The organism is Microbacterium sp. AK009, from assembly GCF_013410955.1.
Taxonomy (GTDB): Bacteria; Actinomycetota; Actinomycetes; order Actinomycetales; family Microbacteriaceae; genus Microbacterium.
This window is the reverse complement of the sequence record NZ_JACCCG010000003.1, coordinates 1-13,317: the sequence shown is the minus strand read 5'-3', so window position 1 is coordinate 13,317 and position 13,317 is coordinate 1. Positions and strand designations below refer to the sequence as shown.

At 62.6% G+C, this 13,317-nt stretch carries 14 protein-coding genes; 9 read left to right on the top strand and 5 right to left on the bottom strand.

Annotated features, from left to right (window positions below; translation table 11 throughout):
• The first annotated feature begins 114 nt into the window (after positions 1-114).
• A complete protein-coding gene (locus tag HDC37_RS06625; RefSeq protein ID WP_179559631.1) occupies positions 115-720 on the top strand; it encodes a hypothetical protein in 606 nt (201 codons plus the stop codon).
• 255 nt (positions 721-975) lie between these two features.
• Entirely contained in the window at positions 976-1,278 is a 303-nt protein-coding gene (locus HDC37_RS06620) for a hypothetical protein (RefSeq protein ID WP_179559630.1), read from the top strand.
• A gap of 188 nt (positions 1,279-1,466) precedes the next feature.
• Here HDC37_RS06620 and HDC37_RS06615 read toward each other — a convergent pair whose 3' ends face one another.
• Positions 1,467-1,739 carry a hypothetical protein gene (locus tag HDC37_RS06615; protein ID WP_179559629.1) on the bottom strand — a complete coding sequence of 91 codons (273 nt, stop codon included), beginning with the start codon at positions 1,737-1,739 and terminating at the stop codon, positions 1,467-1,469.
• A 117-nt stretch (positions 1,740-1,856) separates the two neighbouring features.
• On the opposite strand from HDC37_RS06615, the gene HDC37_RS06610 reads away from it, so the two are divergent.
• The 7 genes from HDC37_RS06610 (at position 1,857) to HDC37_RS06575 (ending at position 7,315) form a co-directional block, all read left to right on the top strand.
• Positions 1,857-2,129 (top strand): hypothetical protein, encoded by a 273-nt coding sequence (locus tag HDC37_RS06610; protein WP_179559628.1) that lies wholly within the window; start codon positions 1,857-1,859, stop codon positions 2,127-2,129.
• A gap of 37 nt (positions 2,130-2,166) precedes the next feature.
• The gene (locus HDC37_RS06605; protein ID WP_179559627.1) at positions 2,167-2,460 is read left to right on the top strand and encodes a hypothetical protein; all 294 of its coding nucleotides are present in this window, start codon (positions 2,167-2,169) and stop codon (positions 2,458-2,460) included.
• Between the two features lie 297 nt (positions 2,461-2,757).
• Complete coding sequence (locus HDC37_RS06600) at positions 2,758-3,414, top strand: hypothetical protein (protein ID WP_179559626.1); 657 nt, start codon at positions 2,758-2,760, stop codon at positions 3,412-3,414.
• A gap of 663 nt (positions 3,415-4,077) precedes the next feature.
• Positions 4,078-4,515, top strand: coding sequence for a hypothetical protein (locus HDC37_RS06590; protein WP_179559624.1), 438 nt, complete (start codon positions 4,078-4,080; stop codon positions 4,513-4,515).
• Between the two features lie 180 nt (positions 4,516-4,695).
• The gene (locus HDC37_RS06585; protein ID WP_179559623.1) at positions 4,696-5,295 is read left to right on the top strand and encodes a hypothetical protein; all 600 of its coding nucleotides are present in this window, start codon (positions 4,696-4,698) and stop codon (positions 5,293-5,295) included.
• The gene (locus HDC37_RS06580) at positions 5,295-5,825 is read left to right on the top strand and encodes an RNA polymerase sigma factor (protein WP_179559622.1); all 531 of its coding nucleotides are present in this window, start codon (positions 5,295-5,297) and stop codon (positions 5,823-5,825) included. The genes HDC37_RS06585 and HDC37_RS06580 overlap by 1 nt, the downstream gene beginning before the upstream one ends.
• An 881-nt stretch (positions 5,826-6,706) precedes the next feature.
• Positions 6,707-7,315 carry an SHOCT domain-containing protein gene (locus HDC37_RS06575; protein WP_179559621.1) on the top strand — a complete coding sequence of 203 codons (609 nt, stop codon included), beginning with the start codon at positions 6,707-6,709 and terminating at the stop codon, positions 7,313-7,315.
• 110 nt (positions 7,316-7,425) lie between these two features.
• Here HDC37_RS06575 and HDC37_RS06570 read toward each other — a convergent pair whose 3' ends face one another.
• From HDC37_RS06570 to HDC37_RS06555, 4 genes are all read right to left on the bottom strand, one after another.
• Positions 7,426-8,463: an Eco57I restriction-modification methylase domain-containing protein gene (locus tag HDC37_RS06570; RefSeq protein ID WP_179559620.1), complete on the bottom strand. Its 1,038-nt coding sequence runs from the start codon at positions 8,461-8,463 to the stop codon at positions 7,426-7,428.
• 1 nt (position 8,464) lies between these two features.
• Positions 8,465-11,797, bottom strand: coding sequence for a DEAD/DEAH box helicase (locus HDC37_RS06565; protein ID WP_179559619.1), 3,333 nt, complete (start codon positions 11,795-11,797; stop codon positions 8,465-8,467).
• Positions 11,790-12,437, bottom strand: a complete 648-nt coding sequence (locus HDC37_RS06560; RefSeq protein WP_179559618.1) for a methylase — start codon at positions 12,435-12,437, stop codon at positions 11,790-11,792. Before HDC37_RS06560 ends, HDC37_RS06565 begins: the two co-directional genes overlap by 8 nt.
• Before the next feature lie 179 nt (positions 12,438-12,616).
• A complete protein-coding gene (locus HDC37_RS06555; RefSeq protein WP_179559617.1) occupies positions 12,617-13,063 on the bottom strand; it encodes a hypothetical protein in 447 nt (148 codons plus the stop codon).
• Between the last annotated feature and the right edge of the window lie 254 nt (positions 13,064-13,317).

The window sequence follows — 13,317 nt, the reverse complement described above, 5'->3', positions numbered from 1 at the left end:
CGCAAGGCAAGGGATATGAGACAGGCGGTCCGTCGGCGCGTGCGATCGCCTCGCCAAGGACGACTCGGCGGCTGGTCATTTGGCGGCGCAACGGCCTTCGCTACGGTCGACTGCATGATCGATAGGACCGCGGAATTGGATGATTCCGGATGGCACACCTGGGCTCGCGACTTCATCCCTGCCTCTCATCGGGACTTGCCGATGCTGCGCGTTTACCTGCCCTTCATTGACGTTGACGGCAGCTTCGTCCGCTGGTCGCAGTACGTCGATGTCGAGGAGAACTCCGCGTCGTTGAGCTGGTTCGAAGCGACCCGTCACCTCGTGGCGGAGCATCCCGGAATTGACGACCTGGTCTCGTGCATGGGTCAGCCGGACGAATCCACCGCGCAAGCGCTCCGCGACGCCATCGGTGACCTGCAGATGCGGTGCCTCCGGTGGGTGGGATACGGCGAGGTACCCACCGCTCCTTCCGTTCGCGTGCACGGAGAGGACTACTTCGAAGCCGATCTCGTCCCCGCCGATATCGCGGCGGAGCGACGCATCCCGGAATTTGTCTGGGACGCAGACCGACGGTTGGCATGGGGCAGCCGCCTCTACCCCGATTCCCTCGTCATCGCCGCGGAGCTGCCGATCTTCAGACAGCTCCGCAATGACCCACGCCTGGACTCTGTATCGGTCAGGGTGGACCGAGACGAACTGCCCCCAAGCTGCGGCGACTGAACCCTCATCACCCACGTTGTGCTTAGCCTTCAAACGAGCGCTGATCGATCTCTCCCGTGCTCAGTTATGCCGGGCAAGTTCTTCGTTCTCAGTCGGGCGGGCCCCAATCGTCGAGGCGGGTCTCATCACCGCGACCACACGAAATCGCCATCCCCTTTGGTTCATCCACGAACGTCACCCACAGCCAACGCAAGGGCGAGCGAAGAACTTAGTCGAGTCCGTGGCCCATGGTTACCGATCGCAGTAACGGTCGTGGTGTCCGCGCTCCTGCTCGCTTTCGGCGGGTTCCTGCTCGGTACCGTCCAAGGCGATATGCCGTGGCCTGCGACGCCAGCTGAGGAAGCCGTTTACTACTCGGGTGGCTATCTCGCTTGGGGCGCTGTTGTCTTTGCCCTTGTCGGAGCGGTCGCTGTCGCCATCATCTCGAAGATGCGGTCGACGACGAAAAGACTGGGCTGGGGTGCCCTGACGTTTGCGACAACCGCGGTCGTGGGCGGCGCGGCATTCTTCTCGGCGTTCGCGGTAGCACAGGAGCATTACCTCTTCGCCTTCAGCTAAGTCCGCCGTTGACGTCCACCTTCTTGGGATACCGAGCGCGACAGCGGGCGTAGCGGAAGGAAAAGGATACGAGGCAGGTCGCGATCGAAGATGTACGCGTCAGGAGAGACCTGGTTTGCCCCTCTGACGCGCGACCTGAGTTCGCGTGCGTCAGCACACCCTTCAATGTCACGGTCGACCGAGCGAAGTCAGATCGCGGCGGTGAGCTTGTCGACCCGCTCGCGGCCGACGACGGCGGTCAGGGGCTCTCCGAACCACTTCTGCCACACAGCATCGACCTGCTCGGCGGCGACCATTCCGTCCCTCCGGAGGATGCTGGCAATCGGGATCGCCTCCGTGTCGTACTCGTAAGCGGGAGCGCCGTCATGAGCGCCTGGGGTGAGCCCGTAGGGGTCGAGGTCGGTGAGGAAACGCAGCACCTCAGCGTTCAGCGACTTCCATGAGTCCCGGCTCGGCTTCACTACACAAGCTTGCCGCACAGCTGGCTCGAGACGCCGCGTCCCACGACTCGTGTGTGTTGTGTACCAATTCTTTGGATTGGCCACTTTCTAGATTACACATGGGTTATCTTCAGGCCGATGGACGAGAGAAGCAATCTGCTTGCGCGCCACGAGATCGTTCGTGCTTACATGTATGCCCTCGAAAACCTGCCGAAGGTCCTGGCAGTATGCGCTAGCTCCCGGGATGAGACCGACGCCGTGCAGAGGTTGCGTGAGTTGTTCAATATCTCCGAGATCGCGGCCGACGGCATCCTGCGTTTACAAGTGATTCGCTTCATCCCTGAGCAGATCGAACGCGTCCGTTCTGAACTTAACGACATCGAGATGCGGCTCGCACAGAGCGACCGCTGAACGATCCTGCGCTGACGTGCATCGATAGTGTCGACGCGTGAGTGAACGCAAGAGAGCGACTTTGGCATGGGCGATCGCCACTGTCGTCGTCGGCGTCGGCGCTGTCGTGCTGATCTTCGGATTGCTGACGCCGGTAACGTTCGGCTGGTTCGCGTATCAGCCACTGGCCGATGCCACGTTCGTTCCCGGCGGCGGCGGAGTTTTCCTGTCCCGCACGACGATCGTCGGATTGGCTGTTCTGATGACCGGGCTCCTGTCGGTCGCCTTCCTAGCCGGGCGGCGTGCGGCGCAAGGCCGCCCTAGTCGGCTCGACTCGGATTCCGCGAACTGACATCTGAGCGCCGATAAGGGCCCGGTCAACGCGCACCACCCGTATGCAGATCCCAAGTGCGACAGGGGATGTAACGCAAGGCAAGGGATACGAGACAGGGTGTGCGCGCGTCGCTGCCGCCGTGCGATTCTCACGGGACGGGTCGTGCCAGAAGCCGGATGACGGAGAGATGACGTCTGCCAACGACCACGTGCATCGCCGGCTTACCTTTCGATAGGAGAGCGATCGGCGAGCCGATCGGTTTGTGCCGATGGGCGGTGACTCTACCTCGCGCGGTGTGGTCACTAGGGTCAGAGAATGCGACAGCAGCGCCTGACCTGGACGATCGGAGGCGTCGGCCTTGTGCTGTGTGGCGTGATCGGGCTGCTGCAGTACTCCGTTTTCGGCATCGCCCAGGTCACAGGGATAGTGCTCGATGCCGTCTTCGCGGCGTCGGTGCTGCTTTTCGCGATCGGCCTGTCCCCGCAGTCAAGCGTCGTAGCGCGGCGACCACTCGGGGTCGCGGCACTCGTCATCGTTGCGCTGTGGCCACTTCTCATTCGGGCTGTAGCTCAGCTGTTGCCCACCATGGACGCCGCGACGTTTGACGCGGGCCTCGACGCGTATCGGGACGCCGGGCGCGTCCTGACCGCGGCGTTCTTTGTGAACCTGCTGGTCTCTGTCGCCGCGACGCTGCTCGCGTGCGTGCAGATCGCTCGCGCCAAGGCGGTTCCGTCGCCGTGGAAGTGGGCGCCGCTATGGGCACTGATCGCATGGTCTGTCGCCGCTGTTGCTCAGCAGTTCCTCTACCCGGCAGCTGCCTCGACCGGCCTTCAGGGGTACGCCGAGGCGGCTTTCCTGCTAGCCGCGCTGGCATTCCTCGCGCAAACCATCGGGCTCGGATTAATCGCCCTCGTGCTCTCAGCGCGCGTCCGCAGCGACACCGTGGACATCTACCGATCTCGAGCTGAGTAACGCGAGACATTCGCGCGCGCACCGGCCTGTGCGCGCGGGTCGATCGGTCACCGCTCCGAGCGCTGCTTAATCCGAACTCTGCGATGCGGTGCCACGGCTTGAAGGGTGATCGTAGTGGCCATCGCTCCCATACCGACGACGAGGGCCACAGTCGTGGGCCAATAGGTCTGCAGGAAGACTGCCCAGGCGGACTCGATCCAGGGAACTACGGCCATAGCGGTCCTTCGACGATCTGCAAGATGTGAACTGGTGTTCATTCTGCACCTCGAAGTCATGTTGGGTGCTACTGAAATCTACCTGGTGCTCAACAGTGAGTGCCGAGCTGCTGACCCGGCGATGGGTGAAATGGAGCAACCCGTGCGCACGCGGATTGTCTCCGCAACACCATGAGCAGCGCATGGCAAGGGATACGAGACGGACGGTCCGTCGGCGTGCGATCGCAGGTCACCCGCGTCGCGAGATCGGCTAATCGATTGCTCAGGTACGTTCGAGTTCAGAACTGCGTTTTCGGCCGACGTGGAGATTCGAGGGGATTTGTCCGGCAACGAAGACCTTCTGCGCACTTGGAGGGTGTTGTCTGCGGTCATTCCGCCGGTGCTCGTTTTGATCGGTGGGGCCGTTCTTCTCACGATCGATCTTTATGGGTCCCTCTCTGTCAATACGATGAGCCCCGTCCCGTTGACGACCTACTTCACCATGACAGGGGTCGCGTTCTTGCTCATCCTCGTCGGCTTCCTGCTCCTTCGCATGGTGCCGCTCGACGGCACCGGCTGGTGGGCCCTCGTAACGGGCGGATCTCTCTGGCTCGTCTACTGGAGTTGGCCGTTCTATCTGGCATGGATCATCCCGATACCGGGCGCTGTGCTGGTACTGCTCGCGACAGGCGCACTAGTGATCAGCAGCGGACTGTTCTTCTCTCGGTCCGATCCCCGACATGGGACGAGCGTCGGCATCCTGTCCGTCGGGTCGTTCATCTCGATGGGCATCATGCTCGCCAACCCCGTGTTCGGAGACCCTTACATACATGTGCCTTTCGCGCTTGCGGCAGTCCTGGCGGGGATCGCCTGGATCGTGACGGCGCTATTCGCTCGGCCGATGTGATCCCGCGCAGCTCAGTGAGGTCCGCGGGCCGCTCGTTGGTCTTCGCGCCGCGGGAGCCCGCTGTGGTGGTGCCTTCCGCAGTCGCCGAGCATCCAAACTCAAATCTGCCTGTGTTGGACAGTTCTCTGTGGTGCGGACATGTACTGAGCGAATGATTTCCTCAGTGAAGGAGTGGGCGCCTTGGAAGACGACGAGCTGGGAAGGCGTATCCGTGATGCCGCGCCGCGGGTGACGGTGCCGGCGGGGTTGGCGTCGCATCGAGCGCAGATCCTTGCGGAGGCACGTGGGCGGCGTGGGCGGCGGCTTCGGGTTTGGGCTGCCGGTGTCGCGGCTTCCGGGGTGTTGATCGGGGGCGGCTCGGTCGCGATGGCGGGTGCGGGGAATGAGACGCCCTGGGGATGGGTCGCCGACAACGTGTTCTCCATCGAGCGCACCAACGGATCTGCGTGTTTCCAGGGCATTGTCGTCCGCTGGGAAGGTCTCTCCGAAGACGACCCGCTCGTGCAGGACGCCAAAGCGATTGTCGGCGGAATCGATCTGGCGACTCTGGACACATCCGCAAAGGAGGAACAGATCCGGGCTGACCTCGCGGCATCCGAGCCGGTGGAGCATCTGGACGGAGAGATCACGTCCATCGAAATGAGTGATGCGGAAGTCAAGCAGCAGGCGATCCACCAACTTGTGGCCGAACAGCTATGGGCGGGGCTGGGTGACCGTGTGAATGAAATGCAGCCGGGCCGGGAAGTGAGCCTCTCGAGCCAGACAAGCGACTGCAGCTGATGGGCTCCGTCACGACCCGAACCGCGGCATTCGATGAGCTCGTGCGACAGAACGAGGATGACCTCTCCCGCTACTTTCAACGCCGTCTCCTCGATAGCGAAGACGCCGCAGAAGCGTTTGGCGAACTGCTGCTCACCGCATGGAAACTTCGGCGCCGGATTCCTGCCGATCAGACCGAAGCGAGGATGTGGCTGTTCGTGACCGCGCGGAACGTGATGTTGAACTCGCGCCGCACCGTCGCCAGACGCTCCGCTGCAGTGCAGCGCCTCGCGGACGAGATGAGAGCGACCGCGCCGACCTTCGCGATAGACGACGTCTCAACCGAACTAAGAGGCGCAATAGCGGCACTGCCCGCCGACGACGCTGAACTAGTGCGACTCGTCTACTGGGACGGACTACCGTCTCACGAAGCGGCGGCAGTGCTCGGCATCAACCCGTCAACAGCCCGATCCCGCCTCGCCAAAACGAGAAAGCAGCTTCGAGCTGCCCTGGGTGAAGCGGATCCAGACGGCCAGCCACCGCACGATTGAGCACTCGCCTCAGATTGGCTGGGAATCAGACCCTCCACTAGACACAGGGCGATTCACCCCGACATGATGAAACCCCGCCACGTCCTACAGTCTCTCAACCCGCCAGTGGTGCTTTGGGAGACACGGCCTAGGGGGCCCACGACTGACAGCGTCTCAACCGAGCTCGATAGTTCAGGCTAGGGTCCAGAGATACGGGTCCAAGCCGTAGTGCCTTCTGCGCGTCGTGCCGCAGCGTCGGACGTGAGAACCGTAGCCTCGCCAGCCCGACGAGTGTCGTCGCGCGCTGCGCCGCGAGTTCGGGCGCCCTCGCGGAGCCGCCATCCGACGGCAACCAGGAAGAACGCGGCAATCAGAGTGATTCCGACGAGTTCTGCCATGACGACACGATAGACCTTCGGGTTACACGGCCGCAGCGGTGTTCATGAAAAGTTCATCACGTCGAAGACGTTGCGATCGGCTTGTCCGTGCACCGTGCAGGGACCAGTTCACGGGCACTGCCGTTGCGATTATGACCGCCGTTGGACGCGTATCCACCTCGCAAAATCGCGCCGTAATTGGCGGCCTCCCTACGCGCGGTCGTCCAGTGCCGCACGAGCCGCCGAGAACGAGACGTTCACCGGCCAAGCCTTCGAGAGACGGGGACTGTCGCGTAAGGCAAGAGATACGAGACAGCCCTCGTCTATCGCGGATGGGCGTGCCTCAGCGAGATTTAATGCGATCACCCCAAACGACACAACTCATTCGCGCGGGGTCCGCGCACCTGGATCGCCCGTCGGCTGTCGCGCGAGACGATCCCCATCTGGGACGGTCCCGGCGAGAGTCCCGACGTCCGCGCCGGCGAACTCATCGTGAGTCACCGGCGGCGTCAATAGGCTTCCCACATGGAGCGGATTTTTCAAGCGCTATTCGGCGCGGGGGGCGACCCAAACTCAGTCGCGAAGCTGTACCTGTCAGAGGGATACTCCCTGAGGCTCACTCGGGAAGCCTTGATCGAAGAGCAGGGCGGAAGCCAGCTGCAGCGACACCGACTGGCCGGTTTGGTCGCGAAGGTGGAGGAAGGCGGCACCGTCAATCGTCGTTTCACGGTCACGCGCATTGCGACTCTCGGTGTGCTCGCCGCGGGCGTGCCGAAGCGCATCGACGATCGGGAGTTGTTCCTTACGATCGAAGGTCCTGAGACGGTCATTGTTCGCGCCATCCCTGTCAAGGGGCACGCCGCAATCACAGCCACGGCGCGTGAGTTTGTCGCGAAAGTGAATCAGGCAAGCGGGGCTGCATCCGTGGCTCAGGGTCCCTCATGGCAGGATTCCGTTCGCGCAAATTTGGCGAGGCATGCGTCGGCGCCGGCGGCGCCGTCTCCGACTACTCCGGACGACGACTCTGATGTAACCGTGACGAAGATCAGGCAGCTGGCAAAACTTCGCGAAGAAGGTTTGATCACCGCGGAGGAGTTCGACGCCAAAAAGGCGGACCTGCTCGAGCGCTACTGACTCATCGCAGCACCCCCTCCCCCATGCTGGGCGATGACTTGCCTTGTGGGCTGTTCTTGCCAGATCCGGGCGGGCGGTGTGCAATACGCCGGCTGCCACCCTCGTTTGAGTCAATCCATCGACTTGACGTGGGATTCGATGAACGCGATCTCGGCGTCGTCCAGGCCGTACTTCGCATAGAGCTGCGCGTCGATTTCAGGGATCGACTTCGACCAGTCGATGTCCGAGGCTGACGTGAAGTCCTGAATGGGGACGTACTTCCACACCTTCGCTGGGTTGTGCTGCGTGATCTTTAGGACACCCAGCAGGGCTCTCGCAAACTTGGTTTTCACGTACGCGAGGCAAGCATCAGCGGCCGCTTCTGCTTCGAAGCACCCGATTGTGATGAAGGTCTGCGTGACTGCAACCTGGGGTGGAGCGACGAGCGGTGAGGACAGCACCTCGCCCAGTTCGCCAGAGCCGTTCGCAGCGGGAACCACTACCTTGAAGGCGCCGAAACTCTCGGGCCCCGTGATGTACTCGGCGCGGATCCATCGGGACGTACGCCTGTTCTTGATGAGGCCAAGGACTTGGACGTAGTCGTGACCATCGGATGGCTTCGCTGCGTTATACAGGAACGAGAACTGCTCAAAGGCGTTCGTATTCACGAGGGCGGCGTTGCCTTCAGGGCGGAGCGTAACGGCCTCGGGGTGTTCCTTATACAGCTGGTCGGTGTAGTGATACGACCTTGAGCTGGTGATCCCGATCTGGATCAGCGACGTGCTGTGCACCTCGAGCACCTTGTGCAGGATCTCGTTGAGCTCCTGATACTTAGTGAACGTCCCAATGGGTTCATCAGCGCGAGCCCCATCGCGGTAGGTGATCGCAATGCCACCCTTGATGTCTGTTCCCGGGAAGAGCTCGTTGCTGTTCGGCACGTAGTGCGGGACCGATAGGTGGGGGTCGGCGAGCATCTTCTCGTTCCACGCTTTCGGGGTGAGGCCTGCGTTGAATAGAAAGCGAGCTGGAGTGATGAGCACCACCTTGTCTCCGACTTCGTAGGCAGCGTCCATGAACCGGTGGTAGATCGGCGTGTCGCGGGTCCCCCCACCTTGGGCCTCTTCCTGGTAGGGCGGGTTGCCGATCACGACGTCGAACTTCCTGCCCATGTCAGTTCGCTCCCAGCATTTCGTCGACAACATTTCTACGTTCTTCGGCGGTCATTCGTGCGAGGTTCCCGACTCGGAAGTGCCCGGAGGCTTCGATCCACGCTCGACGGTCGGGTACGCCGCCGCTGACGGCCTCGAGGGTGATCGCGTGGAGGATTTTGTTGTGGCTCATCTCGAACACTTGCTTCGTGAGGATGTGGCGCAGCCGTTCGTTCTGGTCGGGAATGGTGTCCGCTAGGCCCCTGTCGAGCCGGCGAACGATCTCCATGAGGAACAGCCCGGCGGTGGAGAACAAGTCGGCGAATGCCTTATCCGGGTTAGAGAAGATGCCAGGGTTCTGCTTTTCCAGCGTGTCGCACATGAGCTGCACGACGGGCTTCGGTGTGAACACGAGCGACGTCTTCTGTTGCGGGATGTACGCGAAGATGTCCTCGGTCAGCGCGGGGTCGAAGTAGTCGGCGAGTTCCTCTTTCTTGTTGAAAAACTCTTGAATCGCCTGGTTGAACACGGCCTCGTCGAAAAGACCAGGGATCCGGGTGACCTCACCCGTGTCCTCGTCGGTGATGTCGCGGCCGTCGCGGAGCTTTCGGAAGTCGTCTTCGCTGATGCCGGTGATCTCTGCGAACACGTCGTCGGGGGTGTAGTCGTCGAAGTTGGCCAGGGTGGTGTCGCGGTCTCCGTAGGCCATGAGGAACATGGGTATGGTGCGCGCGAACCCGCGGAGGTGGTCACGGGCGGTATCCATCGTCTTGTCCGCCTGTGACTGGGCCTTCTTGGTTTCCTCACGTGTGACAACGGTCTCGGTGACGTTGTCGAGGGTCTGGTGGACAATCGCGAGGATCTGCGCGTCAAGCTCCGCCTTCGCCTCCGCCTTCTTCGCTCCGACGGCGAGGAAATCGGCCTCGGTCGCAGCATCGCGGGACTCGGCTTCGATGTGGTGCAGGGCGATCTGATGGTCGATGTAGGCGCGCTCCACCTGGGTCTTCACCTGCGCCTCGGTGGCCTTCTCGTCGTTCGCGACCTGTTTCGCGCTCATGCCGTACTCGGCGGCGGCCTTCGCGCGTGTCTCGCGGGCCTTCTCGGTGATGATGGCCGCGACCTGTTTGGCTGCGTCGGTCGCCTTCGTCGTCTCCGGGTCGAGCGAGGGCACGTCGGCGTCGGCGTAGATCGGCTTGCCGAGCTCGGCGATCTTCGGGTTGATGACGGTGGCGACGTCGACCTGCACGTTGCCGGCCGTGTCCGTGGTCGGCGGCGGGACCGGGATCTCGACGGGCTCGCCGTTCTTGGTCTTGTTCTCCTTCGCGACGGGGAGCTTGTTGAGGATGTCCTGGAAGTGCTCGACGGCTCGGAAGATGCCGGACACGTTCGCGAACAGCAGGTTCGACAAGAACCCCCGCCGCACGACCTCCCGGGCCTTGAACACCTGGGGGAAGGTGAGCACCTGCGCGGCGTCGAGTTCGATCATCCGCCCCTCGGTGTCCTCACCCAGGATCGGGAAGAAGTTCAGCAGCCGGCGGATGTTCTCCCTGCGCTCACCGGCGTTCACCGGTGGGTTCGGGGCGAGGTCGTTGGCGAACGCGTCGAAGATCGTCAGCGTGCGTTCGGGCGCGAAGTCGAAGATGTACGCGTTCTTCTTCTGGAACACCTTGTCGCCGCGGGTGAACGTGCAGGGGTTCTGCGACCGGAATGCCGCCTGCATGTACAGCTGGGCGGAAGACAGGTTGGACAGCATGATCACCGCCGTCCACTCCGGCACCGTGACACCCGTGGTGAGCTGACCCACCGACAAGGTGATGGTCTTGCCCCCTTCGGCCTCGGCCTTCTTGATGGCGGCACGGACCTTGGTGAGCGACTGCCCCACCGTCACCGAGTCGTCGGCGTCCTCATCGAGCCCGTCGCTGTCCTCCGTGATCGGCTTGCCGTCACCGGCTGCCAGGACGACGGTGTACTCGCCGAAGACCGGGTGCTTCTTCAGCATCCGCTCCAGAGCCTTCGCGGACGCAACGCGGTTCAACAGCCAGAACGAGTGCCTGATCTCGTCTCGCAACTCGGGGGTCGAGAACGGGTACTTCTCCTGCGTGGCCAGCGCATCGAGGAACCGTGCCACGTCCGCTTCGTGGACGAAGTAGCCGTTGTCCTTGGTCGCGAAAAACTCAGCCAGATCGAACGTGTAGTCCACGTTTCCCGCGTCTTCGTCCAGCGCGACACCCTCAGCGAGCCGGTCAGCGACCATCCGGGAGAGCTGGTAGGTCAGCATATTCAGGGTCGGCAGTTGAGCGTACGGGTTGTCGATTGACGAGTCCGTCCACGACGTCTTCGCGTTCTGCTCGTCCTCGTATGTCCAGTTGAAGATCTGGTCGGCGCCGAACCGTCCCGACGCCAGCGCCTTGAACGGCGTGCCCGACAGGTGCAGGGTGTGGCTGCGCGTGATCTGCGTGAAAGCGACATCCGTCTTGGTCGTGTCTACACCTTCATGCGCTTCGTCGATGACGAGCAAGTCCCACTCTGCGTCGGCGATGTCCCGCAGCTTGTCAAAGGACCCCCCGAAGTACTTCGACCCCTTGAGGTCCTGCAGGGAGACGAACTCGATGATGCGAGGGTCCTGATCGGTTGTCTCCCGCAGATACGCTAGCCACTGATCGCGGGTCATCGGGCTGCGCTGAGCGAGCGACGGAGAGTCAGAGACGAACTGGTACGTCGTCCTGTGGCCGATGAACCGCTGGTAGTCGTCGAACCACGAGTTGGCAATCGCCGGCCGGTTGGTGACGATCAGTGCACGCTTGACGTCCATCTTCACCATCAGGTCGTAGGTCGTCAGCGTCTTCCCGAAGCGTGGCTTCGCGTTCCACAGCACTTCGCTGGCGCCCCGGTGACCGAACGCGTCGAGAGCCTGGGCGACCGCCTGCTTTTGCTCGGGTCGCAGCGTGTACTCGTCCTGCGTCGGCCCGAGCGGTGTGGTGAAGGACTTCGAGGCGAAGTCGAAGAAGTACTGCTGGCTCGGTTTCGGGGCGCCGGCGAACTTGTGCCACTCGGTGCGGCTGGGTGTGCGGGTCGGGTCGTATTCCCGCTCAATGCCCTGCTGCTTGAGGAATGCGTGGAAGTCGGAGTCGCGGAACGTTCCCCCTTCTTCGGTGATGAACGCCGCCCGGTACGCCCACACTTTGATCCTGGTGATGCCCAGCTGACTACCTTGCTGCGCGATCCGCTTCTCGGCGGATTCCTGCTCGGTGTATCCGATCTTCTCCCACCCGTCATACTTCGGGATGTCGGGGGTCTTCCAGGAATAGATGTACGGGACGACCTCGCGGAACGTGCTGATGTTCGGACTAGCCATCGGCTCTCACTTCTTCATGGACCTTGTCGATCGGGCACACCGCATAGGTGTCGTACACCGTGAAGTCGAACCCACTATTCGCGCGCAGAGACGCGAGCGAGAACGGCTCACGCTGCACCATGCCCGGTCGACCCGGGACACGGGTCCACCACGAGAACTGAATTTCGTTGCCACGCCAGTCCAACCCGGTCAAGGTGTTGCCTCGGATGACGTTGGTGTCGATCAGGAACGCTGCCGCACGCGCCATGTCCGTCCCGGGACCGAAAGCCGTGCGGTGGCGCGTATGAAAACCCACGAACTCGGCGAGCATGGCCTCTTTGGCATCCGCATGGTTGTCTTCGAGCAGCTCGATCCCGTAGATCGAGGAGACCGCGAACAGCGACTCCGACGCCCACGAGTCGGCAGGGAGCCGTTTCTGGATTGCCTGGAGCTTTCGACGCAGAATCGCAACGAGGAAGTTGCCGTCGCCTGCGGCCGGCTCAAGAAAGGTCTTGCCGACGAAGTCGGGCCCGGTTTCGAGCTCGTCACGAACCAGGTCCAGCATGCGATCGACCATATGCCGGGGGGTAAACACCTCACCGTAGGTCTTGACCCGATGCCGTGATTTCACCGTCCGCTCCTCAATGATCGTCGGCGTCACTCATCTCCCCAATGCTTCCTCAGCAGCGGCCGCCCTGCCAGCCGCTGCCCTGACGCCGTCAATCGTTCAGCTCTGTCGACGTCATTGCCGCGCACACTTCTCTTGATGTACCGAAAGAAGAAGTCGCGCGTGACCGCCTGAACCATCTTGGCGTACTGCTCGCCACAGCTAGCGTGAGGTCAGCGCTCGTGTCCTTTCCTCGTGGTCGGCGCTGGAGCATCCGTAAGGGTGGGCTTCGCTGACGATAGTTCTCCAGCCACGGCGGGGAATGACGCGCTGACGATCGAGCGGACCCGCTGCTCAGACCCGGACACCGCCGCAGGGCAGCACTCCTCTCGGGCAACACGCGCGATCCAGGAAGCGACGCTGGCGGGATCTTCGTCGAGGCCGTAGTCGGAAATGAGGGTCTTCTCGCCTCCTTCGATGTCGATCCACCAGCGGGGGTTGTCGGGGTCGATGCCGGCGGTGTCGTGTGGGTCGTCTACTCCCCCGCGCTGTCCGAGGTCGATTTGGAGCGCGAAGGTGCCGCCCATGTCGGCGTCGAGCTCCACGGGGAATGGCAGGAGCGCGGCGACCTGCTCGACGTGCGCGTTGATGGTGGAGGTGGGCGTGTCGGATTCAGTCACGGGAGTGCTCCTCTTTCAGAACATGGTGGTGAGGGGTGCGTAGGACGGGCCGGGGATGGGCTCGTCGGTGACGGGGTGGATGCACGGTTCGCCCTGTTTCCCGCGCGGGTATCGGTTGCGGACGTCGTGGTTGGTGTCGGCTGCGCACCAGGCGATGGCTGAACCGTCCTGGGTTCCGTGGAGGCTCTGATCCCATCTAGGAGGATGAGGGTTATGCCGGCGAAGTATGACAAGGAGACGATCGAGCGGGTGGT

Coding starts and splice junctions, on each gene's coding strand:
- HDC37_RS06590 (WP_179559624.1), top strand. CDS start 4,078: ATGAGCCCCGTCCCGTTGACGACCTACTTCACCATGACAGGGGTCGCG.
- HDC37_RS06580 (WP_179559622.1), top strand. CDS start 5,295: ATGGGCTCCGTCACGACCCGAACCGCGGCATTCGATGAGCTCGTGCGA.
- HDC37_RS06610 (WP_179559628.1), top strand. CDS start 1,857: ATGGACGAGAGAAGCAATCTGCTTGCGCGCCACGAGATCGTTCGTGCT.
- HDC37_RS06625 (WP_179559631.1), top strand. CDS start 115: ATGATCGATAGGACCGCGGAATTGGATGATTCCGGATGGCACACCTGG.
- HDC37_RS06575 (WP_179559621.1), top strand. CDS start 6,707: ATGGAGCGGATTTTTCAAGCGCTATTCGGCGCGGGGGGCGACCCAAAC.
- HDC37_RS06600 (WP_179559626.1), top strand. CDS start 2,758: ATGCGACAGCAGCGCCTGACCTGGACGATCGGAGGCGTCGGCCTTGTG.
- HDC37_RS06570 (WP_179559620.1), bottom strand. CDS start 8,463: ATGGGCAGGAAGTTCGACGTCGTGATCGGCAACCCGCCCTACCAGGAA.
- HDC37_RS06565 (WP_179559619.1), bottom strand. CDS start 11,797: ATGGCTAGTCCGAACATCAGCACGTTCCGCGAGGTCGTCCCGTACATC.